A 21,291-nucleotide genomic window follows, 5' to 3' on the forward strand; every position below is an offset into this window, starting at 1 on the left:
ACCCGTATTTGCGATCCCGCTGTTAGTGGCTGGCTTCCCAGTCCTCATTGGCGCGGGCGATCAGATAATTATGGATGGCGCCTGCCTGTTCGTCGCTCAGGACGTCGGCAAAGCTGGCCATGCCGTTTGCCGCCCGGCTGCCCCCGCGAACGATATCGAGGAAGGCGGCGTGGGTGGCGGGCGACATGTGCCGCAGGTCCTTCACCCCGCCGCGCGCGCTATTGCCGTGGCAGATCGCGCAATTGGCGCCGTACAGCTGCTCGCCCAGGGCCACGCTGGCGGCATCGCCTTCCAGCGGCGGCGGCGGGCTGAGTTCGGGCACGACGAAGCTTTCCTCCGGCATCGGGGGAAGCTCCACCGTGCCGCCCAGCTTGAACACCAGCAGGCGCGGACGGCCCAGGAACAGCTGTGAAAACTGTGCCCGTTCCACATGCGCAAGCCCGCCGCCCCAGCCGGCATTGACGGCGATATATTGCACGCCGTCGACCATATAGGTGATGGGCGCGGCAATCGGCACGTTCTGTACCGGCATCTCCCATACCTTCTCACCCGTATCGGCGCGATAGGCGGCAAAGGTGGTGCCGATGGTGCCCTGGAACACCAGATTGCCTGCGGTGGCGAGCACGCCGCCGCTGCCCTTCTGGGCATAGGGAACGCGCCAGCGCTCGGTCTGCGTCACCGGGTCCCACGCGGAAAGCCAGCCGGTGGAATGGGCATCGGCATATTCGGCGATCTGGCGGCGGATATCGTCATGGCCGGAAAAGGCCGTGCCCAGGCCCTGGCCCGGCGTGTAGGTCTCTGCCGCAGCATAGGCCATGTAGGTTTCCGTCACCGGCACATAGACCAGGCCGGTATCGGGGCTGAACGCCATCGGGTTCCAGTTATGCGCCCCGCCAGCTCCCGGCCCGACCATCACCGGGATAGTGCCATAGCGCGCCTCCGGGTTTTCAATCGGGCGGCCAGTTTCCATGTCGATGCCGGTGGCCCAGGTGATCGGGGCGATGGTTTCGGCACTGATCAGCTCCCCCGTTTCCCGGTCCAGCACGTAGAAGAAGCCGTTCTTGGGTGCTTGCATGATCACGTGGCGCAGGCGTCCCTCGATCTCCAGATCGGCCAGCACCATGTTCTGCGTGGCGGTATAATCCCATTCCTCGCCCGGAGTGGTCTGGTAGTGCCAGCGGTACTCGCCCGTCTCGGCATCCAGCGCCACGATGCTGGCGAGGTAGAGATTGTCGCCGCCTTCGGGGCTGCGGTATTTGCGCGTCCACGGCGATCCATTGCCGGTGCCGATGTAGATCAGGCCCAGCGCCGGATCATAGGACATCGAGTCCCAGACCGTGCCGCCGCCGCCCGATTTCCACCATTCGCCGCTCCATGTTTCAGCCGCGGTTTCCATCGCTTCATTCTCGAACCCGTCCGCCGGGTTGCCGGGCACGGTGTGCCAGCGCCACAACATGTCGCCGGTCTCGACATCATAGGCGGAAATATAGCCGCGCGCGCCCATTTCCGCGCCGCCATTGCCGATCAGCACCTTGCCATCATAGACGCGCGGCGCACCGGTGATGGTGTAGTTCATGGCATTGTTGACAGTGAGGACAGACCACACCACGTCGCCGGTTTTGGCATCCAGCGCGATCAGCCGCCCGTCCAGCGTGGCGAGCAATATCTTGTCATGCCAGGCGCCAAGCCCGCGCGTCACGATATCGCAGCAGGCCAGCCGCCCGAAGCGCAAGGGAACTTGCGGATCATAGCGCCACAATTGCTCACCCGTGGCGGCATCATAAGCGGTGGTGATGTTCCACGGTTCGGTGTTGTAGAGCACGCCGTCCAGCACCAGCGGAGTGGCTTCCTGCCCCCGGTCGGTGGTGAGATCGGCATACCAGGCGAGGCCCAGATCGCCGACATTATCGGCATTGATCTGGTCCATCGGGCTGAAATGCTGTTCATCCCACGTGCGCCCGGTGGAAACCCACTGGCCCGGCTCTATGTCGGTTTGCGCATCGGCCAGCGTGCAGCTGGCCAGCAAACCCATCAGCCCCGCCGCAATGGCAGCGCGCATCCCCGAAATCATGCAGCATTTGCTCCTGGAATGTCGGACGCATCGGCCCAGAAGCCGTGCACCTGACCCACGCATCTGAACGGCATCTTCACCCGTGCGACCGGCCCCGCATCCACGTCTGACGTGTCGAACAGCATCAGGTCGGATCGGCCGGCCTCTGCCATGCTGGAGCCAAGACCGATCAGGTAGCCATCGCCTTCCTCGGCATTCTTGCTGCGCGGCACGAAGGTCATTTCGGACAGTGAATAGCCCGCCACGCTGGCGATCTTGCTGGTGCCTTCGCGGTGGTCGATCAGTGCCCAGCCGCCATTGGGGCCGGTCACCTGCAAATATCCCCAGCGATAGGGCAGTGTGTGGAACCGGTCATCCTGACGGCTGAGCACGCCCTGGATTTCCGGGAAGATCGTTTCGGACTGGAAGCGGTCATTGGTGCGGCTGCCCACGTCCACGGTGAAGCGGCGGATATAGCCGGTGCCCTTCACCGGGTCCCACGGTTCATGCAGGCTGGGGAAGAAGGGGAACTGGTTGCCCTCGCCGCCGTCCCAGTCGACGGTGATCTTCGTGCCTTCGTTCCAGCCGCCCATCACGTGGGTACAGAACAGGTTGGGGCCGGTGAACCACTTCAGATCCCGCCCGTCACCGCCGCGCCGCATCACGCCCAGATATGTGGGCAGGCTGCTGTCATAGCGGAAATGCACCCCGCCGGCCGCGATCTGCGCAGCGTCGGCGGCCATGTTGGTCAGGTACAGCACGATGTAATCCTGCGTGACGCAAAAATCATGCATCATGCCGGCATAGGGCGCTGCCACCGTCACCGACCAGAAGATGTTGCCCGCGCGGTCAGCTTCGTAAACGTTGATGTCCTTGGACAGGAAGCCGGTCGCTTCATAGCCAAAGCCAATCAGTCCGCCGGTCATCGGGTCAACCTTGGGATGGGCGGTGTGGGTCTGGCTCTCCAGCTTGCCGCCGAAGGTATATTCCTCGTCCATCGTGTCCAGCGTCAGCGGGTCCATATAGACAGGCGGGCTGTCTTCCTTGAACACCAGCAGCTTGCCGTGATGCAGGAACAATTGGGTGTTGGCGGTGCCGCGGTTGAGGCCAGCCACCGATGGATCGTCCGTCGACGGGTTGCGGTACATGCCGAACAGGCTGCGGCGCGCCGCGTGCTGCGCCTTCCAGCGAGCATTCCTGGCATAGCGCGTGCGATAATCGACATGGCCATTATTGATGCGGAACATCGACACATGCCCCTCACCATCGAAGGGAATGTCGCCCGCGTATTCAGGGGACTTGGGATATTGCGGGTCAGGCCCGACACGGTAGAACACGCCGTCCAGATCGGTGGGCAGGTGGCCTTCGACTTCGCAATCGAACAGGTCCATCTCGGTGCGGTTGACCGCTCCTGCCGCGCTGCCGCCGCCGCCAAAGGCACCGCGTTCATCGGGAAAGTCCACTTGCGGAGCTGCCGAGGGCGCTTCCTGCGCCAGTGCCGTGCTGCCCGCGCCAAGCCCGATCAAGGCCGCGCCCGTGCCCAGCGTCGTTGCGCCCATGAAACCGCGCCGGTCCAGCTGCGGCCCTTTGATAATATCGCTCATGAAAATCCCTCCCGCGCGTCCATTCCCTCGCGCTGCGCCAAAATCGCCCGCCAGCGCCGGTTTGACAAGCGCAAATGCCGCCTTTGTGCGGCTTTCCGGGGTTTCTGTCTTTCTCTGCCCCGTACCTCGCCTGTCTCGGGACGTCTCTGCCTGCTTCTGCTTCAGTTTACCGGGGCAGGTTCGCGCGTTCCGCCATTGGCCACGCGCCAGTCGGCAAAGCGCGGGCTGGTTGCACGCACATAGGCAGGCACGATGGTGTTGCCTTCGTGGCAGGCATATTCGAACGGCTGGTACTCGTCGTCCCGCGTCCACGGGAAAGCCATCTTGAACCCATCGGTCAACACCACGGGGTCCGTGATCCATGCCTCGTAATAGACCTGGCCCGGCCCGGTCATGGTGAAGTGTTCGGTCACCTGCAACTGTTCGCTGGTGGGGATGGGGCGGTTGCTTGGTCCCACGATCACCATGGGAGAAAGGCCGTTGAAATGGGTCGTTTCCACAACCAGCGTATTGCCTTCCCAATGACCGCGCGAATGGCCCAGATAGGTGCGCAGGGTGCCCGGCGGCGGCGCGGCTTCACCAAGGTGGATCACCCGCGTCTCGTGAATCATCTCCAGATTGATCACCACCACGCCGGGTGCCTGGAATACTCGCAGTCCGTTATTGTAGGGGAAGGGGATCATGGTGGCGGGCAGCCCGCGCGACAGGCACCGGTCCAGCGAATTGAAATCCTGCGGGCCTTCAAAAACTTCGTTGTTCCAGCTGTCGCGCATCTGTGCGCGCAACGCCTCGCCCGCAGGCGTAAGCGGCGGCACGCGGCCATCGGCAGGCTCCACGATCAGCGATGTCTGGCGCAGCGGAACACCGCGTTCAAACCAGTTGCCGCTGCCCAGTACGCCGGCCTCGTCCTCCACGTCGGCAAGGCCCGCCAGTTCGCGCGCAGCATCCAGCGACTGGGCGTATTCCTCATCGTTCAGCAGCTTGCGAGAGCCGAAGCGGGCAGGGCGCTGCATCGGGGTGGAGCCCATGCTTTCCAGCGGATAGGTGCCGCGCAGATCGGGATCGCCCCAAGGCGTGCGCGGGGCCTGCCAATCCGCGGGCGCGGCGGGCGGCACACCCACTTCGGCTTCGGTTTGCTGTGCCAGCGCCGGCACAGGAGCCAGCAGCAAGGCGGCCAGCGCCATTTTTGCGAACGGCTTCATCGCGTTCTCTCCCCTTGATCCTGCTTTTTGCAGGTACACTATCGCAAAGCCGGTGCCTGTAAAGCCGCCGCCTATCCACAGACCCGGCACGGTCCGGTTGAAATGGATTGCCACGCAGCTTACCTCGATTGCCTACCCAGAAACACAGGCGATTCCATGACCACCCATAAAACCCGCATGCTCATCATCGGTTCGGGCCCGGCAGGCTATTCCGCCGCCATCTATGGCGCGCGCGCGGGGATGGAGCCGATTGTGGTGCAGGGCATCCAGCCCGGCGGCCAGCTGACCATCACCACCGACGTGGAGAATTACCCCGGCTTTGCCGATGTGATCCAGGGCCCGTGGCTGATGGAACAGATGCAGAAGCAGGCCGAGCATGTCGGCACGCGGATGATGTGGGATACGATCGTGGACGTGGACCTCGCCAATGGGTCACCCTTCAAGGCGATCGGTGACAGCGGCGATGAATTTATCGGCGATGTGCTGGTGATCGCCACCGGCGCGCAGGCCAAGTGGCTGGGTGTTCCGGGAGAGGAAGAGCTGGGCGGCAAGGGCGTTTCCGCCTGCGCCACCTGCGACGGGTTTTTCTATCGCGGCAAGAAAGTGGCAGTCATCGGCGGCGGCAATACCGCTGTGGAGGAAGCGCTCTACCTCACCAACCATTCCGACGATGTCACGCTGATCCACCGCCGTGACGAGCTGCGCAGCGAGAAGATCCTGCAGGACCGGCTGTTCGCGAACGAGAAGATCACCGCGCTGTGGAACAAGTCTGTCGAGCGTTTCGTGCCTGCCGAAAACGGTACTCTGGGCCATATCGAGCTGGTCGACACCGTGACCGGAGAGCGCAGCACGCTGGAAGTGGACGGCGCTTTCGTTGCCATCGGCCACGCGCCCGCGACCGAGCTGTTCAAGGGTAAATTGGAGATCGACGCGGGCGGTTACATCGTCACCCAGCCCGGCACGCCCAAGACCAATATCCCCGGCGTGTTCGCCTGCGGAGACGTGATGGACCACACCTATCGCCAGGCCGTGACGGCGGCGGGAACAGGCTGCATGGCCGCGCTGGATGCCGAGCGCTTCCTCGCCTCGCGCGCATTTGCGGACAAGGAAGCAGTGGCAGCGGAGTAGGCTGGCCGCCGGTAATCGCCTTGCTCAGCGCCTCACGGATTGCCGCTAGAGCCGCAGGCCTTCGACTATCGCCTCCATCGGGGTTGCCAGCGCCTCATAAACAAGTTCGCCAACGAACAGGGTGCCAATCACGCCGAAAGCGATCAGCGCGAGGCGCTCCAATGCCCGCCCTGCCCATTTCCAGTCACTGGGTGTCGACAGCACCAGCAGGACGCGTGGTTTCCTGTCACGTTTCACCAGATCGCGCCGCTCGCCGTTGAGACAGGTCGGCACGCCGGAAATCAGGCTCTCAATATCCGTCTCTTCGGCCAGTGCCACGCCAAAGCGGTTGCCTTTCGACCATGCCACCACGCCAATCAGAATGTGGTTATGGCGGCGGATTTCGATGTAATGGCCGCGTGGAGGCGGGTGCTCGCTTTCCGCCATAAGTCCTCTGGCGGACAGATCCTTGATCTGCACGTCGGTCCACTCGCTCTCACCGCGCAGCCGTCCGTGGAGGCGAACCTTCTTGCGCGGTGAGCGGTTCTTGAAGCCTGGGAATGAAATACGATCCTCCGCACCTGTGTGCGGGGATTGCGACAACCGGCTGAAACGTCTCCCTAAACCGGCCCTCTCGGTTAATACCTAGAGGGCGTCGCCCTGGTGCCCGTGCGCACAGGTCGTGCGCACAGGTCGGCCCGGTTCACGTCCCAATGCTGCGATCAGATTTTCAGCGCCTGCCTTGCCCAGCTGACAATTGCGCCTTGGGGCATTGCGCCCGATTGGCGGGCAATTTCCTTGCCCTTGGAGATGATCGCCAGGGTCGGGATTGAGCGGATCTGGTAGCGCCCGGCAATGGCCTGTTCGGCCTCCGTATCCAGCTTGCCCAGCCTGACATGCGGCTCCAGCTGCGCCGCCGCCGCCTCGAATGCCGGGGCCATCTGGCGGCACGGGCCGCACCAGCTGGCCCAGAAATCGATCAGCAGGGGAATGTCGCTTTTCACGCTGTGCGCCGCGAAATTGGCAGAAGTCAGCGTGACCGGATGGCCGGTGAACAGCGCGGAGTGGCACTTGCCGCATTTCCCGCCCGCACCCAGTTTCGCCGCTGGAACGCGGTTGAGCCCGGCGCAGGATGGGCAGGCAACGATTGTGGCAATCTGGCTGGTCATGGCGATCTCTCCGCTCCCCGGGCTGGTTTCTATCGAATCCTGCAGGTCATTGACAGCGCGCAACCCTATTCGTGATCGGCGCGTCCGAAGTCTGGGCGGGGGTCGTCCTGGCCCAGCGCCACGATGGAGCGGCGGATGGCGCGGGTGCGGCTGAAGGTGTCGTGCATCATCTCGCCATCACCGGCGCGGATTGCTTCGCGCATCAGGGCAAGGTCGGTCAGGAAGCGGTCGAGCATTTCCAGCACCGCGTCCTTGTTGTTGAGGAACACGTCGCGCCACATGGTGGGATCGCTGGCGGCAATGCGGGTGAAATCCCTGAAGCCGCCGGCTGAATATTTGATCACTTCGCTGCGCGTCACATCTTCCAGATCGGACGCCGTACCAACGATGGTATAGGCGATCAGATGCGGGATATGGCTGGTCACGGCGAGCACGAGATCGTGATGCTCGGCATCCATCGTCTCCACCAGCGCGCCCAGGCTTTCCCAGAAATCGACCAGCGAGGCGACCTTTTCCGCGTCTGCTCCGGCGGGCGGAGTGACGATGCACCAGCGCTGGTGGAACAATGTGGCAAAACCCGCATCCGGCCCGGAGTTTTCCGTACCCGCAACCGGATGGGCGGGAATGATCTGGTGGTTCGGCAGCGCGGCCACCAGTGCATCGGTAATGCTGCGTTTGGAGGAACCGACATCGCTGATCACCGTATCGGCGGAAAGGCCGGGTTCAATCGCGCGTGCCGCTTCGCCCATTGCGCCCACCGGCACGCACAGGATTACAAGATCGGCCCCGCGCACAGCCTCTGCGGGATCGTCAAGGACAGTATCGGCCAGCCCGCGTTCGCGCGCCCTGGCGCGGACATCGGGATCGGCATCGTAGCCGGTGGTCTTCGTGCCCGGCAGTTCGGCACGGACGGCCAGGCCGATGGAACCGCCCAGCAGGCCAAGACCGATAATGGCAACGTGCGAAAAGCTCATTGGGCGGCCTCTGCCATTTCACGCAAGGCGCGTGCAATATCATCCATTTGCTGCGCTGTCCCGATGGTTATGCGCAAGGCTTGCGGCAGGCCCTGTCCGGGCAGCCAGCGCACGGCATAGCCGCGCTGGGCCAGCCCATCGTGCGCAGCTTCTGCGGTCAGATTGCCTTCGAACAGCACCAGCAGGAAATTGGCCTCGCTGGGCACGGCGCGCAATCCGTAGTTCCCCATGGCCTCTATCGCGGTGGCAAAGCGGGCACGCTCCGCCGTGTTGTGAATGCGGGTGGAGGTCACGAAATCCTGATCGGCCACGGCAGCCGTGGTCACCGCCTGTGCGCCATTATTGATGTTGAACGGTCCGCGAATGCGGCCCAGCGCGCCGATCAGATCCGCTGCGCCATAGCCCCAGCCCACACGCTCGCCCGCCAGCCCATAGGCCTTGGCAAAGGTGCGCGTGACCAGCACGTTGGGATATTGGCCCGCCAGTTCCATGCCCCCGTCATCGTGCGCCGGATCGACATATTCGGCATAGGCCTGATCGATCACCAGCAGCACATCGGCAGGCAGGCCGGCGTGCAGACGCGCCAGTTCCGCACGCGGCAGATAGGTGCCGGTGGGATTGTTGGGATTGGCGATGAAGACCACCTTTGTGCGATCATTCACGCAGCCCAGCAGCGCATCGACATCGGTGCCGAAATCGGCATCGGGCGCTTCCACCGGGGTCGCCCCGCAACGCCGCGCGGCAATTTCATACAGCGAAAAGCCATAGCGGACATACAGCACTTCATCGCCCGGCCCGGCAAAGGCGCTGGCCGACAGGGTCAGCAATTCACCCGACCCGGTGCCGCACACGATCTGCGCCGGGTCCATGCCGTGCAGCGCGCCCAACGCCTCGCGCAAGGCGGTGGAATCGGGATCGGGGTAAAGCCACGGCACCTGCGCGTCCGCCCGCGCGGCCAGTGCCACCGGGCTGCAACCCAGCGGGTTCTCATTGGCAGAGAGTTTCACCAGCGAGCGCCCGTCCGCGCTGCGCGATTTGCCAGGCACGTAGGCATGGATGCCCGCGATCCATGGCTTCATGGCCGGGGCGCTGCTGGCGCCATGCTGTTTACTGTCCCGAGTCACGGCAGCGCCATTAGCGCCTTGCGCCCGCAATTGACAGGTAGATTGAGAGGCAGATTGACAGCATCGGCGACAAGTCCCAAGTCCGCACCGACCATGGCAACGGCATCGAACTTGACCAGCATCACGCTGGACCGTCAGTTGGCACTCGATAGCGGCAAGGCGCTCGACAATGTCGAGATCGCCTATGAAACCTATGGCGAGCTGGCGGCGGACAAGTCCAATGCCATCCTGATCTTCCACGCGCTGACGGGTGACCAGTTTGTGGCCAAGACCAATCCGCTGACCGGCAAGCCCGGCTGGTGGGAAATCATGGTCGGCCCCGGCAAGCCTATCGACACCAATCGCTATCACGTGATCTGTGCCAATGTGATCGGATCGTGCATCGGCTCCACCGGGCCTGCCTCGCTCGCGCCTGATGGCCGGCCCTATGCCATGCGTTTCCCGGTCATCACCATCCGCGACATGGTGCGCGCGCAGGTGGCGCTGCTCGATGCGCTGGGGATTGAAAGACTGCACGCCGTTGTCGGCGGATCGATGGGCGGGATGCAGGCGCTCAGCCTGGCGGCCAATTTCCCGGAGCGCACCGACCGCGTACTGGCGATTGCCACCACCGCGCGCCATTCCGCGCAAAACATCGCCTTTCATGAGGTGGGGCGGCAGGCAATCATGGCCGATCCCAACTGGAACGCGGGCGATTATTACGGCACCGGCGCCAGCCCGGACAAGGGCCTGTCCGTCGCCCGCATGGCCGCGCATATCACCTATCTTTCCGAAGCCGGCCTGACCGACAAGTTCGGCCGCCGCCTGCAGGACCGTGAGGCCAAGAGCTTTGGCTTCGATGCCGATTTCCAGGTGGAAAGCTACCTGCGCTATCAGGGCCTTTCCTTCACCGATCGCTTCGACGCCAACAGCTATCTGTATATCACCCGCGCGATGGATTATTTCGACCTGGCGGAGGAGCACGGCGGCGCAAGTTCTTCAGGCAGCCTGGCCGATGCCTTCAGGGGCGCAGGCGACACGCGCTTCTGCGTGGTCAGCTTCGATACGGACTGGCTGTACCCCACGTCCGAAAGCCGCAACATCGTCCACGCGCTCAACGCCGTGGCCGCGCCGGTCAGCTTTGTGGAGCTGTCCGCGCCATACGGGCATGACAGCTTCCTGCTGGAATGTCCGGCGCTGGACCGCGTGGTGAAGGGCTTTATCGGATGAGCGAACTGCCTGCTGGCTATGAATTGACCGATGACCAGTCGCGCATCGATGTGGAGGCAACCCATGCCTATCTCGCGCGCTCCTATTGGGCGAAGGGGATTCCGCTGGAAACCGTTCGCCGCGCGCTGGCCAACAGCCTGTGCGTGGCGGTGCGGCACGCGGATGCGCAGGTGGGCTTTGCCCGGGTCATCACCGATTATGCAACTTTCGCCTGGCTGGCCGATGTCCATGTGCTGGAAGACCATCGTGGGCGGGGCCTGTCAAAGGTGATGGTGACAGCCTTGCAGGACCATCCGCTGTTGCAGGGCCTGCGCCGCTGGGGCCTGCACACGCTGGATGCGCAAGACCTGTATGCGCAGCTTGGCTGGCGCTTGCAGGCGAACCCGGGCCGCATGATGGAACGGGTCTTCACCGATCTGTATCCGGTGCCGGCATGAGCGAACTGCGCCCGGACCTCGCCAAGATTGCCAGCCTGGTTCCGCCGGGCGCGCGCGTGCTCGATGTCGGCTGCGGTGAGGGAGACCTGATGGATGTGCTGCGCCTGCAACGCCAGGTGGACGCGCGCGGCATGGAGATCGATGGCGAGCTGGTGGAGAAATGCGTCAGCCGCGGCCTCAGCGTGGTGCAGGGCGATGCCGATCGCGATCTGGCCGACTATCCCGATCACGCCTTTGACGTGGCGATCCTGAGCCAGACCTTGCAGACGGCGGAGCGGCCCGATTACCTGCTCGACCAGCTGCTGCGCATCGGCCAGACGGCCTTCGTCAGCTTCCCCAATTTCGCCTATTGGCGGATGCGCTTCGCGCTATTGTTCCACGGCCGCATGCCGGTGACGCGTCACCTGCCCGTCAGCTGGTATGAAACGCAGAACATCCACCACGTGACCGTCGACGATTTCCGCCAGCTGATCGCCGACAAGGGTGTGACGGTGGAAGGATGCTGGTTCTTCGCCGGAGGGCGAGAGATTGGCGGCGGTAATGCGAACTGGCGCGCGGAACATGCGGTTTTTCAGTTGAGCCGGTAGCCGCTGACCGAACGTCATGCTGAAACGAGTTCAACATGACGAAGTGCGGGAGTACGCTGCTAGCCAACCTCATTCACACAAATCACACTGTCATCGCGCGCCAGGCACCACAGGCTCAGTCCCGCCGCCTTGGCCCGCTCCGCCGCCATGCTGGTGGGCAGCGAGATGGTGACCAGCGTGTGCGCTCCGGCGCGGACGGCCTTTTCGACGATTTCGTAGGAGCAGCGGGCGCTGGAAAGGATGAAGCCGTCTGCCGCGCTTTGTCCCGCCGTGGCCAGAGCGCCGATCAGCTTGTCCATCGCATTGTGGCGGCCCACGTCCTCGCGCGCTGTCAGGATGGTGCCATCGGGCGTGCAGAAGGCAGCCGCATGGGCGGCGCCGGTGGCCTTGGTCAGTGGCTGGTGATCGCGCAATTTGGATAGCGCGGCGAAGATCGCCTGCGGGTCGAGCGCCTTGTGTGCGGGGACCTGGGGCAGTGGCCTGCCCACCGCCTCCAGGTTCTCAATCCCGCACAGGCCGCAGCTGCTTTCCGCCACACGGGTGCGCACGCGTTCGGTGAGCTTTTCGATGCCGAGGCCGGACAATTGCGCGCGGCAGATCCAGCCTGCGTCCACTTCCACCACGTCAAGATCGGTTACGTCTGCGGCGGACTGCGCCAGCCCTTCGGTCAGCGCGAAGCCCAGCGCGAAATCGGCCAGGTCACTCGGGCTGGCCATCATCACCGCATAGGACAGGCCGTTATATTCCAGCGCCACCGGCACTTCGGGCACAAAGCTGCGCGCGACGGGGTGGCAATGGCCATCCCTGGTGTATTCAACCGGCTCAGCCGGCGTCGGAATGGCCAACCTCGTCAACCTTGTTGAACTGGGTCGCGCGGGTCTGCGGTGCCGGATCGGCTCCGCGTGCCAGCTTCTCGATCGCAAGACCGGCAATGGCGGACAGCGCGCTGCGATCATCGGCGAAGATCTGCGCCTTCATCCGGGGGTCCCAGAACTTGTTGATGTGATCGGCGGTGGCCAGCACGGCATTGTCATGGCCGATGGCGGCGAAATTCGTCGCGATCTGGTCGGCCATGCGGCGCAGCTTGTTGATGTCCATTACTCGGCTGGCTCCAGTTCTTCGCGGCCCGGTTCATTCGCTATCCGGCGCGCCATCGCGGTCAGATCGGCATACTCTTCCTGCCATTCGCTGGGGCCGTTGGACGGCGTGACCTGTACGGCGGTGACTTTGTATTCAGGGCAGTTGGTGGCCCAGTCGGAATTGTCCGTGGTCACCACGTTGGCCTGCGTATCGGGGTGGTGGAAGGTGGTATAGACCACGCCCGGTGCCACGCGATCCGTCACCTGCACGCGCAGTGTGGTTTCACCCGCACGGCTGGCCAGGCGCGCAAAGCTGCCATCGGCAAGCCCGCGATTTTCGGCATCGGTGGGGTGAATTTCCAGCACATCTTCGCTGTGCCAGATATTGTTGCCGGTGCGCCGTGTCTGCGCGCCGACGTTGTACTGGGACAGGATGCGGCCGGTAGTCAGCAGCAGCGGGAAGCGCGGGCCGGTCTTCTCATCAGTCGGCACATATTCGGTGACGACGAACTTGCCCTTGCCGCGCACGAAGCCGTCCACATGCATGATCGGGCTGCCCTGCGGCGCCTTGTCATTGACCGGCCACTGCAGCGGCTCTCCACTGGTGACGCGTGCCCAGTTCACACCTGCAAACGTGGGCGTAAGGCGGGCAATCTCGTCCAGAATCTGGCTGGCGTGGGTGTAAGTCCAGTCACAGCCAATGGCATTGGCGAGCAGCTGGGTCACTTCCCAGTCCTCATAGCCATTGGCCGGTTCCATCACCTTTCGCACCGGCTGGATGCGACGTTCGGCATTGGTGAAGGTGCCTTCCTTTTCCAGGAAGGTGGAACCCGGCAGGAAGACATGCGCGTAATTGGCTGTCTCGTTCAGGAAAAGGTCGTGCACGATCACGCAATCCATCGCGGCAAGGCCGGCGGACACGTGATGCGTATCGGGATCGGACTGCAAGATGTCCTCACCCTGGATGTAGATCGCCTTGAAGCTGCCATCGACCGCAGCATCCAGCATGTTGGGAATGCGCAGGCCGGGCTCGGGATCGAGGATTACGCCCCAATCGTTCTCGAACAGCTCACGCACTTCCTGGCCGGCGATGTGGCGATAGCCGGGCAGTTCGTGCGGGAAGCTGCCCATGTCGCAGGCGCCCTGCACGTTGTTCTGGCCGCGCAGCGGGTTCACGCCCACGCCGGACCGGCCGATATTGCCGGTCACCATGGCAAGATTGGCAATCGCCATCACGGTGGAAGAGCCTTGCGAATGCTCGGTCACGCCCAGGCCGTAATAGATCGCGCCATTGCCGCCGGTGGCGAACAGGCGGGCGGCTTCGCGCACGATGTGTGCGGGAACCTTGGTCACCGCCTCGAGGAATTCGGGGCTGTGCTTTTCGTCAGCAACGAAACGCGCCCAGTCCTGATATTCGTCCCAGTCGCAGCGCTCGCGGATGAAGTCTTCTGCGGCGAGGCCTTCGGTCACGATCACATGCGCGATGCTGGTCAGCACGGCGACATTGGTGCCCGGCTGCAGCGGCAGATGGTGCGCCGCTTCAATATGCGGGCTCTTCACCAGATCGATGCGGCGCGGATCGACCACGATCATCTTGGCACCCTGACGCAGGCGCTTCTTGATGCGGCTGCCGAACACGGGATGTGCATCCGTGGGGTTGGCGCCGATCACCAGAAACACATCGGTGTCCATCGCGGAATCGAAATCCTGCGTTCCGGCGCTGGTGCCGAACGTCGTCGACAGGCCATAGCCGGTGGGCGAGTGGCACACACGGGCGCAGGTATCGACGTTGTTTGCGCCAAAACCGGCGCGGATCAGCTTCTGCACCAGGAAGGTTTCTTCATTGGTGCAACGGCTGGAGGTGATGCCGCCCAGCGCGCGCGCGCCGTGCTCGGCCTTGATGGCCGTGATCTTGTCGGCAGAGAACTGGATCGCCTCTTCCCAGCTGACTTCCTGCCACGGGTCCGAGATATTCTCACGGATCATCGGCTTGGTGATGCGGTCCTTGTGGTTGGCATAGCCCCAAGCGAAACGGCCCTTCACGCAGGAATGGCCGTGGTTGGCCTTGCCGTCCTTCCACGGAACCATGCGCACCAGCTGCTCACCGCGCATTTCGGCGCGGAACGTGCAGCCAACGCCGCAATAGGCGCAGGTGGTGACGACGGCGCGTTCCGGCGTGCCGATTTCCTTGACGCTCTTTTCCTGCAGCGTGGCGGTGGGGCAGGCCTGCACGCAGGCACCGCAGCTGACGCATTCGCTGGACAGGAAATCATCGGTGGTCTGGCCGGCGGAAATCATGCTGGCAAAGCCGCGGCCGTCCACGGTCAGTGCGAAAGTGCCCTGCACCTCGTCACACGCGCGAACGCAGCGTGAGCAGACGATGCACTTGCTGGGATCGAAGGTGAAATAGGGGTTGGACGTGTCCGCCTTCTTGGAAAGGTGGTTCGCCCCTTCATAGCCATAACGCACATCGCGCAGGCCGACATTGGCGGCCTGGTCCTGCAGTTCGCAATCATTGTTGGCCGAGCAGGTCAGGCAATCGAGCGGGTGATCGGAGATATACAGCTCCATCACGCCCTTGCGCAGCTTCTGCAGGCGCGGGGTCTGGGTCTTGACGACCATGCCCTGGGCGGCGGGGGTGGTGCAGCTGGCGGGAGTTCCGCGCGCACCTTCGATTTCCACCAGGCACAGACGGCACGAGCCGAAGCTCTTCACATTGTCCGTGGCGCACAGTTTGGGAATGTCGCCGCCCGATTCGGCAGCCGCGCGCATCACGCTGGTACCGGCAGGAACGGTGATCTCGCGGCCATCAATGGTCAGCGTAACCGTTTCGTCGGACTTGACCTCGGGTGTCCCGAAATCCTTCTGGCGTTCAAATCCCATCGTTCTGCTCCATCGCGGCCAAATCGGCCGGGGTGTTTATATTTGCCGGTGTTGACGCGGTCTTCACGGCCCGCGCGTTCACGGACTTTGCGAAGGCAATCATCGAATGGCGTCCTTCACTCTGGAGGATGGCCTCGACTGCGCCTGCGTTATCAGTCTTCCAATGGCCGATAACCGGTTGTGTTTCAAGATATGCCGGAGCCGGTGAAAGATCCGACAACAAATCTTGCGGTAATGCGACAGAATCAACCCCGCAGGTGAGGATTCCATCATAATCATGCTTGTGCGCGTGTCTCAGGCCTGCGGCAATACCGCCCAACGGCCCCATTCCGGCGCGCGGCCAGTCCGGGATGCATGCGGTATTGCCCGTTTCCGGGCCTGAGTCGCGCCCGGCGATCACCACCTTGTCGCACCATGCGGACAGCGCATCCACCGCGCGGGCGATCAGCGTGCGGCCATCCAGATGCGCCACGGCCTTGTCGCTGCCGAAACGGGTGGACAAGCCACCTGCAAGGACAACGCCCAGGATCATTACTTGGCCGCGTCCAGCGCGTTGGCGATGGCCGCGGGATCGCCCACGAAGTCTTCCGGCCAGTTGCGCAGCGCGGACATCACCGGATAGGGGGTGAAGCCGCCCAGTGCACACAGAGAGCCGAACTTCATCGTCTCGCACAGATCGGTCAGCAGGCCGATTTCCTCAGCAGCGCTGCGGCCTTCGTTCTTGGGTGCATTGTGGATCTGCGGGGTCATCTCGACACCGTCGCGCTTGCGCCCGCCGGAGCGGATACGCTCGATGATTTCCTGCCCGCGCACTGCGCCAATGCGGCACGGCGTGCACTTGCCGCAGCTTTCGGCAGAACAGAATTCCATCGCGAAATGGGCCATCTCGCCCATGTCTGCGGTGTCATCGAACACGGTCACACCGGCATGGCCGATCAGCGCGTCGGCTGCGGTAAAGGCCTCGTAATCGAAGGGAATGTCGAACTGGTCAGGGTGGATATACGCGCCCAGCGGGCCGCCAACCTGCACCGCCTTGACCGGGCGGCCACTGGCCGTGCCGCCGCCAATATCGTTGACGAGCTCGCCCAGGGTGATGCCGAACGCCACTTCGTACAGGCCGCCATGCTTGATGTTACCGGCCAGCTGGATCGGCATGGTGCCCTTTGACCGGCCCATCCCGCGCTCCGCATAAGAGGCAGCGCCGCCCTGCATCAGGATATGCGGCACGGCAGCCAGGCTGAGCACGTTGTTGACCACGGTCGGGCGGCCAAGGAAGCCTTCCAGCGCGGGCAGTGGCGGCTTGGCGCGCACTTCGCCGCGCTTGCCTTCCAGCGAGTTGAGCAGCGAGGTTTCCTCACCGCAGACATAGGCACCCGCGCCCACGCGCACTTCGCATTTGAACGGGGCGATGATGTCAGCACACAGCTTCAGCGCCGCATTCAGCTTGCGGATCGCGTCGGGATATTCGCTGCGCAGGTAGATATAGCCCTGGTCCGCGCCGACGGCTTCACCGGCAATCGCCATGCCTTCGATCAGGGCGAACGGATCGCCTTCCATCGCCATGCGATCGGCAAAGGTGCCGCTGTCGCCTTCGTCGGCATTGCAGACGATGTATTTCTTGGGTCCCGGTGCGCCCAGAACGGTCTTCCACTTGATGCCGGTGGGGAAGCCCGCACCGCCACGGCCACGCAGGCCCGATGCGGTCACTTCCTCGACGATCCTTTCGGCGCCGATCTGGCGGGCGCGCGTCAGGCCGCTCCAGCCGCCGCTGGCTTCGTAATCTTCCAGCGAAAGCGGACGGGTCTTGCCCGCGCGGGCAAAGGTCAGCCGCGTCTGGCCGGTGATGAAGGGATGGGCGGCGATCGGGCCGACGCAGATATCATCCGCGCCGCCATCGGCAATCTCGTCAACACGGCTGAGCGTGACAGGGCCCCAGCCGATGCCGTTGATCTCTACCAGAGGCTCAAGCCAGTGCATGCCCCAGCTGGACGTGCGGTGCACTTCAAAGCCCTTCTTCTCGAAAGCGGAGGCCAGCGCATCGGCGCCGCCAGCGCGGGCGAGGGCATCGTCGGAAATCTTGATAATGGTCATGCGTTTTCGATCAGTTTGCTGACCGACTGGTTGTCCAGCCGGATATGGAGGTCATCGCCCACGCGCGCGGCGGGGCCGGCGCTGCACAGGCCGAGGCAATAGACGGTCTTGATCGCCACCCGCTCACCCGCGGCGGCCTTGGCGGCATCGATAATCTGCTCGACGCCGCGCGCCTTGCACGCCTCTGCACGGCAGATCTGAACCACCGGGCGCGGATCGGCTGTGGGCGAATAATCGTGATAGAAGCTGACCACGCCGTGCACATCGGCGCGCGACAGGTTCAGCCCCTTGGCGATGATCGCTTCGGATTCCGTATCAACGCAGCCGAATTCTTCCTGCACATCGTGCAAGATCGGCAGAAGCGGGCCTTCGCGGCGATGATGTTCGGCAATGATCTCACCGATCTTGTGTTCTTTGCTGCTCACGCTTTGAGCCTTTCAGCATGCCAGGCGATATGATCGCCGATGAATGTAGAGACGAAGAAATAGGAATGGTCATAGCCTTCCTGCAGGCGGATGGTGGCGTTCATGCCCGCCTTGCGGACGGCCTCCTCCAGCAGGTGGGTCTTGAGCTGTTCCTCAAGGAAATTGTCGGCGTGACCCTGATCGACCAGCAGTTCAGGCAGGCGCGCACCGTCTTCGATCAGCGCGCAGGCATCATATTCGCGCCATGCGGACTTGTCGTCACCGATATAGCCGCCAAGCGCCTTCTGGCCCCACGGGCAGTGGATCGGGCTGACGATGGGAGAAAAGGCGCTGGTGGACCTGTATTTACCCGGATTGCGCAGCGAAATGGTCAGCGCGCCGTGTCCGCCCATGGAATGGCCGGTGATGCCCTGCCGGTCCATATCGACCGGGAAGTGCTTCGCGATGACCTGCGGCAGTTCGTGCTCGACATACTGGCGCATCTGGAAATTCTTGGCCCACGGCTCCTGCACGGCGTTGACGTAAAAGCCCGCGCCCTTGCCGAAATCATAGCCTTCGTCGTCGGGCACATCGTCACCGCGCGGGGACGTGTCCGGCGCAACAAGGATGATCCCGTGCTCGGCGCAATAACGACGATATTCGCCCTTATCCATCACGTTGGCATGGGTGCAGGTGAGGCCGGAAAGATACCACAGCACGGGCAGTTTCGTGCCTGCCACATGTTCGGGCACATAGACGGCAAAGGTCATCGGCGTGCCGGTCGCTTCGCTGTCATGCGAATAGACGCCCTGCGTGCCGCCGAATGACCGTGCTTCACTGACCGTTTCGAGTGTCATTGCGATGCCTTCAATCAACCTGCTTCAAGACGCACAGCTTGTGGCCGTCCGGGTCGCGCAAATAGGCGAGGTAAAGCTTGCGATCGCCCAGATCGCGCACGCCGGGCGGGTCTTCGATGGCGGTGCCGCCAGCGACTACGCCGGCTGCATGCCAGGCATCGGCCTGCTCTGGCGTGTCCACGGCAAAGCCGATGGTGCTGCCATTCGCGGCGGTGGCGGGTTCGCCATTGCGCGGACGGGTGACGATGAACACGCCGCCATTGTGGCGATAGGCAACGCGGCCCTTGACCTCGTCCAGCATGCCTTCGCTGCCGCCCAGGGCGGTGAAGGTGGCGTCATAGAACGCCTTGGCCCTGGCCAGATCGTTGGTGCCGATCATGTGGTGACTATACATTGGAATCAATCCTCCACATTGGTGGTGAAAGCACACAGCTTGTTACCGGTGGGATCGCGCAGATAAGCGCCGTAGAGCTTGTTCTCGGCCATGTCGCGGCGACCGGGAGGGCCATCGCACGTTCCGCCATGGGCAAGGCCCGCGGCATGCCATGCGTCGACTTCGGCCTGGTTCTTCGCGCCGAGCCCGATCGTCCCGCCATTGGCAAATGTGGCCGGCTTACCATCGCGCGGCGGGCCGACAGAGAAAAAGCCATTGGCATAATCGCCGTAATAGGCGCGTTCACCCATCCGGTTGCCCACAATGCCCAGCGCGCCGAAGGTGGCATCGTAGAATGCGCAAGACGCCTCTGGATCATTGGTCCCGACCACCAGATGGGTGAAGATGCTCATGAATCAGCGCGGGCCGACGTTGGCGGTGAAGGCGCAGATCTTGTTGCCATCGGTATCGCGCAGATAGGCGCCATACATGTTGCCCGGGCTGTTCTCACGGAAGCCCGGTGCGCCATCGTCGGTTCCGCCATTGGCGAGGCCGGCAGCATGCCAGGCATCAACCGCATCGTAGGACGCAGCCTTGAGGCCAAGGGTCGCGCCGTTGGAAACGCAGGCCGCTTCGCCATTGGCGGGCTTGGCCACCACCAGCGTGCTTTCGGCCGTGGGGAAAACCGTACCATGCGGCAGCGGATGACCTTCCGCGCCCAGTTCCTTCATTGTCGCGGTATAAAAAGCGCGCGATTTCTCGATATCGTTGGTGCCAAGGAAGACATGGTTGATCATTTCGGGGGCTCTCCTCAATTGTCATCCCACGCCATGCGCAGGACTCGGTTTATCACATAGCCGAAAACTTCGGCCTTGTGAAATAATCTAGTTACAAATCTTTTCCTTGCCCCTGTTTGTCAGGAGCAGTGCGGGCGGGACAGGGCCATTGCGCCTGTCCCGCCCTGCAACTCAAAAGACCACGACCGAGCGGATGCTCTCGCCCGCGTGCATCAGGTCGAAGGCGGTGTTGATCTCCTCCAGGCCCATCACGTGGGTGATCATGGGATCGATCTCGATCTTGCCGGTCATGTACATGTCGACGATCTTGGGCACATCGGTGCGGCCCTTGGCCCCGCCGAATGCCGTGCCGCGCCAGTTGCGCCCGGTCACCAGCTGGAACGGGCGGGTGCTGATTTCCTTGCCCGCCTCGGCCACGCCGATGATGATGCTGGTGCCCCAGCCGCGGTGGCAGGCTTCCAGCGCGGTGCGCATCACTTCGGTATTGCCGGTGGCATCGAAGGTGTAATCCGCGCCGCCATCGGTCATGGCGACGATATGCGCGATCGTGTCCTCACGGCTCATGCCCTTGGTGTTGAGGAAGTCGGTCATGCCGAACTTGCGGCCCCATTCCTCACGGTCGGGGTTGATGTCCACGCCGATGATCTTGTTGGCACCGGCAAGCCGCGCGCCCTGGATCACGTTGAGGCCGATCCCGCCCAGGCCGAACACCACCACATTGTCACCCACCTGCACCTTGGCGGTGTTGGTGACAGCGCCCACGCCCGTGGTCACGCCGCAGCCGATGTAGCATGCGGACTGGAACGGTGCGTCTTCGCGGATCTTGGCCACGGCGATTTCGGGCAGCACGGTGAAGTTCGAGAAGGTCGAACAGCCCATGTAGTGGAAGATCGTCTGGCCCTTGTAGGAAAAGCGGCTGGTGCCATCAGGCATAAGCCCCTTGCCCTGCGTGGCGCGGATCGCGGTGCACAGGTTGGTCTTGCCCGACAGGCAGCTCTTACACTGGCGACATTCCGGCGTGTACAGCGGGATCACGTGATCGCCCGGCTTTACCGAGGTTACGCCGCGACCAACTTCGCGCACGATGCCCGCGCCTTCATGGCCCAGCACCGACGGAAAGATGCCTTCGGAATCCAGCCCGTCCAGCGTGTAGGCATCGGTGTGGCAGATGCCGGTGGCCATGATTTCCACCAGCACTTCGCCATCCTTCGGCCCTTCAAGATCGAGCTCCACGATCTCCAGCGGCTTCTTGGCTTCGAATGCTACGGCTGCACGGGTTTTCATTTATCGGAACCTCATTTCGTTACATTTTTTGGCGCATTGCCATTGATATGATCCGGCTGT

The 21,291-nt window shown here is 63.3% G+C and carries 23 protein-coding genes; 4 read left to right on the forward strand and 19 right to left on the reverse strand.

Features of this window, described 5'->3' with window-relative positions:
• Positions 1-22 precede the first annotated feature (22 nt).
• The 3 genes from ABDZ98_RS04360 to ABDZ98_RS04370 all read right to left on the reverse strand — a co-directional run bounded on the left by ABDZ98_RS04360 (position 23) and on the right by ABDZ98_RS04370 (position 4,856).
• On the reverse strand, positions 23-2,071 hold the full coding sequence (locus ABDZ98_RS04360) for a PQQ-dependent dehydrogenase, methanol/ethanol family (protein WP_160589220.1): 2,049 nt from the start codon (positions 2,069-2,071) through the stop codon (positions 23-25).
• Positions 2,068-3,654, reverse strand: a complete 1,587-nt coding sequence (locus tag ABDZ98_RS04365; RefSeq protein WP_160589221.1) for a carotenoid oxygenase family protein — start codon at positions 3,652-3,654, stop codon at positions 2,068-2,070. The genes ABDZ98_RS04360 and ABDZ98_RS04365 overlap by 4 nt, the downstream gene beginning before the upstream one ends.
• Before the next feature lie 161 nt (positions 3,655-3,815).
• A complete protein-coding gene (locus ABDZ98_RS04370) occupies positions 3,816-4,856 on the reverse strand; it encodes a hypothetical protein (RefSeq protein WP_160589222.1) in 1,041 nt (346 codons plus the stop codon).
• Between the two features lie 156 nt (positions 4,857-5,012).
• Between ABDZ98_RS04370 and trxB the strand changes: the two genes are divergently transcribed.
• Positions 5,013-5,984 carry a thioredoxin-disulfide reductase gene (gene trxB / locus ABDZ98_RS04375; protein ID WP_160589223.1) on the forward strand — a complete coding sequence of 324 codons (972 nt, stop codon included), beginning with the start codon at positions 5,013-5,015 and terminating at the stop codon, positions 5,982-5,984.
• Positions 5,985-6,029: 45 nt separating this feature from the next.
• Here trxB and ABDZ98_RS04380 read toward each other — a convergent pair whose 3' ends face one another.
• The 5 genes from ABDZ98_RS04380 to ABDZ98_RS04400 form a co-directional block, all read right to left on the reverse strand.
• Positions 6,030-6,566 carry a PilZ domain-containing protein gene (locus ABDZ98_RS04380; RefSeq protein WP_160589224.1) on the reverse strand — a complete coding sequence of 179 codons (537 nt, stop codon included), beginning with the start codon at positions 6,564-6,566 and terminating at the stop codon, positions 6,030-6,032.
• 119 nt (positions 6,567-6,685) lie between these two features.
• On the reverse strand, positions 6,686-7,132 hold the full coding sequence (gene trxC, locus ABDZ98_RS04385; RefSeq protein WP_160589225.1) for a thioredoxin TrxC: 447 nt from the start codon (positions 7,130-7,132) through the stop codon (positions 6,686-6,688).
• Between the two features lie 65 nt (positions 7,133-7,197).
• Entirely contained in the window at positions 7,198-8,106 is a 909-nt protein-coding gene (locus tag ABDZ98_RS04390) for a prephenate/arogenate dehydrogenase family protein (RefSeq protein WP_160589226.1), read from the reverse strand.
• Positions 8,103-9,185: a pyridoxal phosphate-dependent aminotransferase gene (locus ABDZ98_RS04395; protein ID WP_160589227.1), complete on the reverse strand. Its 1,083-nt coding sequence runs from the start codon at positions 9,183-9,185 to the stop codon at positions 8,103-8,105. The genes ABDZ98_RS04390 and ABDZ98_RS04395 overlap by 4 nt, the downstream gene beginning before the upstream one ends.
• Before the next feature lie 41 nt (positions 9,186-9,226).
• Positions 9,227-9,352 carry a hypothetical protein gene (locus ABDZ98_RS04400; RefSeq protein WP_272916776.1) on the reverse strand — a complete coding sequence of 42 codons (126 nt, stop codon included), beginning with the start codon at positions 9,350-9,352 and terminating at the stop codon, positions 9,227-9,229.
• Here ABDZ98_RS04400 and metX point away from each other — a divergent pair.
• Genes metX through metW form a run of 3 tightly spaced genes read left to right on the forward strand, consistent with a single transcriptional unit; the run spans position 9,324 to position 11,463 of the window.
• Entirely contained in the window at positions 9,324-10,439 is a 1,116-nt protein-coding gene (gene metX, locus ABDZ98_RS04405) for a homoserine O-acetyltransferase MetX (protein ID WP_160589228.1), read from the forward strand. The genes ABDZ98_RS04400 and metX overlap by 29 nt on opposite strands.
• Positions 10,436-10,876 carry a GNAT family N-acetyltransferase gene (locus ABDZ98_RS04410; protein WP_202385877.1) on the forward strand — a complete coding sequence of 147 codons (441 nt, stop codon included), beginning with the start codon at positions 10,436-10,438 and terminating at the stop codon, positions 10,874-10,876. Before metX ends, ABDZ98_RS04410 begins: the two co-directional genes overlap by 4 nt.
• Entirely contained in the window at positions 10,873-11,463 is a 591-nt protein-coding gene (gene metW / locus ABDZ98_RS04415) for a methionine biosynthesis protein MetW (RefSeq protein ID WP_160589229.1), read from the forward strand. Before ABDZ98_RS04410 ends, metW begins: the two co-directional genes overlap by 4 nt.
• A 59-nt stretch (positions 11,464-11,522) precedes the next feature.
• Here metW and fdhD read toward each other — a convergent pair whose 3' ends face one another.
• The 11 genes from fdhD to ABDZ98_RS04470 all read right to left on the reverse strand — a co-directional run bounded on the left by fdhD (position 11,523) and on the right by ABDZ98_RS04470 (position 21,231).
• Complete coding sequence (gene fdhD / locus ABDZ98_RS04420; protein WP_202385913.1) at positions 11,523-12,308, reverse strand: formate dehydrogenase accessory sulfurtransferase FdhD; 786 nt, start codon at positions 12,306-12,308, stop codon at positions 11,523-11,525.
• The gene (locus tag ABDZ98_RS04425; protein ID WP_237437298.1) at positions 12,286-12,561 is read right to left on the reverse strand and encodes a formate dehydrogenase subunit delta; all 276 of its coding nucleotides are present in this window, start codon (positions 12,559-12,561) and stop codon (positions 12,286-12,288) included. Before ABDZ98_RS04425 ends, fdhD begins: the two co-directional genes overlap by 23 nt.
• Positions 12,561-15,425, reverse strand: coding sequence for a formate dehydrogenase subunit alpha (gene fdhF, locus ABDZ98_RS04430; protein ID WP_160589231.1), 2,865 nt, complete (start codon positions 15,423-15,425; stop codon positions 12,561-12,563). Before fdhF ends, ABDZ98_RS04425 begins: the two co-directional genes overlap by 1 nt.
• Positions 15,415-15,957: a molybdenum cofactor guanylyltransferase gene (gene mobA / locus ABDZ98_RS04435; protein WP_160589232.1), complete on the reverse strand. Its 543-nt coding sequence runs from the start codon at positions 15,955-15,957 to the stop codon at positions 15,415-15,417. The genes fdhF and mobA overlap by 11 nt, the downstream gene beginning before the upstream one ends.
• Positions 15,957-17,516 carry an NADH-ubiquinone oxidoreductase-F iron-sulfur binding region domain-containing protein gene (locus ABDZ98_RS04440; RefSeq protein ID WP_160589233.1) on the reverse strand — a complete coding sequence of 520 codons (1,560 nt, stop codon included), beginning with the start codon at positions 17,514-17,516 and terminating at the stop codon, positions 15,957-15,959. Before ABDZ98_RS04440 ends, mobA begins: the two co-directional genes overlap by 1 nt.
• On the reverse strand, positions 17,513-17,941 hold the full coding sequence (locus tag ABDZ98_RS04445) for an NAD(P)H-dependent oxidoreductase subunit E (protein ID WP_160589234.1): 429 nt from the start codon (positions 17,939-17,941) through the stop codon (positions 17,513-17,515). The genes ABDZ98_RS04440 and ABDZ98_RS04445 overlap by 4 nt, the downstream gene beginning before the upstream one ends.
• Positions 17,938-18,777: an S-formylglutathione hydrolase gene (gene fghA / locus ABDZ98_RS04450; protein WP_160589235.1), complete on the reverse strand. Its 840-nt coding sequence runs from the start codon at positions 18,775-18,777 to the stop codon at positions 17,938-17,940. The genes ABDZ98_RS04445 and fghA overlap by 4 nt, the downstream gene beginning before the upstream one ends.
• 10 nt (positions 18,778-18,787) lie before the next feature.
• Positions 18,788-19,171: a VOC family protein gene (locus ABDZ98_RS04455; protein WP_160589236.1), complete on the reverse strand. Its 384-nt coding sequence runs from the start codon at positions 19,169-19,171 to the stop codon at positions 18,788-18,790.
• Between the two features lie 5 nt (positions 19,172-19,176).
• The gene (locus ABDZ98_RS04460) at positions 19,177-19,563 is read right to left on the reverse strand and encodes a VOC family protein (RefSeq protein ID WP_202385878.1); all 387 of its coding nucleotides are present in this window, start codon (positions 19,561-19,563) and stop codon (positions 19,177-19,179) included.
• Between the two features lie 3 nt (positions 19,564-19,566).
• On the reverse strand, positions 19,567-19,947 hold the full coding sequence (locus tag ABDZ98_RS04465; RefSeq protein ID WP_160589237.1) for a VOC family protein: 381 nt from the start codon (positions 19,945-19,947) through the stop codon (positions 19,567-19,569).
• 171 nt (positions 19,948-20,118) lie between these two features.
• Positions 20,119-21,231, reverse strand: a complete 1,113-nt coding sequence (locus ABDZ98_RS04470) for an S-(hydroxymethyl)glutathione dehydrogenase/class III alcohol dehydrogenase (RefSeq protein WP_160589238.1) — start codon at positions 21,229-21,231, stop codon at positions 20,119-20,121.
• Positions 21,232-21,291 lie beyond the last annotated feature (60 nt).

The organism is Alteraurantiacibacter aestuarii (assembly GCF_039523595.1).
GTDB classification, from domain to species: Bacteria; Pseudomonadota; Alphaproteobacteria; order Sphingomonadales; family Sphingomonadaceae; genus Alteraurantiacibacter; species Alteraurantiacibacter aestuarii.

Excerpts from the sequence above, each read along its gene's own strand:
- ABDZ98_RS04360 (WP_160589220.1), bottom strand. The coding sequence starts at position 2,071 with ATGATTTCGGGGATGCGCGCTGCCATTGCGGCGGGGCTGATGGGTTTG.
- ABDZ98_RS04365 (WP_160589221.1), bottom strand. The coding sequence starts at position 3,654 with ATGAGCGATATTATCAAAGGGCCGCAGCTGGACCGGCGCGGTTTCATG.
- ABDZ98_RS04370 (WP_160589222.1), bottom strand. The coding sequence starts at position 4,856 with ATGAAGCCGTTCGCAAAAATGGCGCTGGCCGCCTTGCTGCTGGCTCCT.
- trxB (WP_160589223.1), top strand. The coding sequence starts at position 5,013 with ATGACCACCCATAAAACCCGCATGCTCATCATCGGTTCGGGCCCGGCA.
- trxC (WP_160589225.1), bottom strand. The coding sequence starts at position 7,132 with ATGACCAGCCAGATTGCCACAATCGTTGCCTGCCCATCCTGCGCCGGG.
- ABDZ98_RS04390 (WP_160589226.1), bottom strand. The coding sequence starts at position 8,106 with ATGAGCTTTTCGCACGTTGCCATTATCGGTCTTGGCCTGCTGGGCGGT.
- ABDZ98_RS04395 (WP_160589227.1), bottom strand. The coding sequence starts at position 9,185 with ATGAAGCCATGGATCGCGGGCATCCATGCCTACGTGCCTGGCAAATCG.
- metX (WP_160589228.1), top strand. The coding sequence starts at position 9,324 with ATGGCAACGGCATCGAACTTGACCAGCATCACGCTGGACCGTCAGTTG.
- ABDZ98_RS04400 (WP_272916776.1), bottom strand. The coding sequence starts at position 9,352 with ATGCTGGTCAAGTTCGATGCCGTTGCCATGGTCGGTGCGGACTTGGGA.
- ABDZ98_RS04410 (WP_202385877.1), top strand. The coding sequence starts at position 10,436 with ATGAGCGAACTGCCTGCTGGCTATGAATTGACCGATGACCAGTCGCGC.
- metW (WP_160589229.1), top strand. The coding sequence starts at position 10,873 with ATGAGCGAACTGCGCCCGGACCTCGCCAAGATTGCCAGCCTGGTTCCG.
- ABDZ98_RS04425 (WP_237437298.1), bottom strand. The coding sequence starts at position 12,561 with ATGGACATCAACAAGCTGCGCCGCATGGCCGACCAGATCGCGACGAAT.
- fdhF (WP_160589231.1), bottom strand. The coding sequence starts at position 15,425 with ATGGGATTTGAACGCCAGAAGGATTTCGGGACACCCGAGGTCAAGTCC.
- mobA (WP_160589232.1), bottom strand. The coding sequence starts at position 15,957 with ATGATCCTGGGCGTTGTCCTTGCAGGTGGCTTGTCCACCCGTTTCGGC.
- ABDZ98_RS04440 (WP_160589233.1), bottom strand. The coding sequence starts at position 17,516 with ATGACCATTATCAAGATTTCCGACGATGCCCTCGCCCGCGCTGGCGGC.
- fghA (WP_160589235.1), bottom strand. The coding sequence starts at position 18,777 with ATGACACTCGAAACGGTCAGTGAAGCACGGTCATTCGGCGGCACGCAG.
- ABDZ98_RS04455 (WP_160589236.1), bottom strand. The coding sequence starts at position 19,171 with ATGTATAGTCACCACATGATCGGCACCAACGATCTGGCCAGGGCCAAG.
- ABDZ98_RS04460 (WP_202385878.1), bottom strand. The coding sequence starts at position 19,563 with ATGAGCATCTTCACCCATCTGGTGGTCGGGACCAATGATCCAGAGGCG.
- ABDZ98_RS04465 (WP_160589237.1), bottom strand. The coding sequence starts at position 19,947 with ATGATCAACCATGTCTTCCTTGGCACCAACGATATCGAGAAATCGCGC.
- ABDZ98_RS04470 (WP_160589238.1), bottom strand. The coding sequence starts at position 21,231 with ATGAAAACCCGTGCAGCCGTAGCATTCGAAGCCAAGAAGCCGCTGGAG.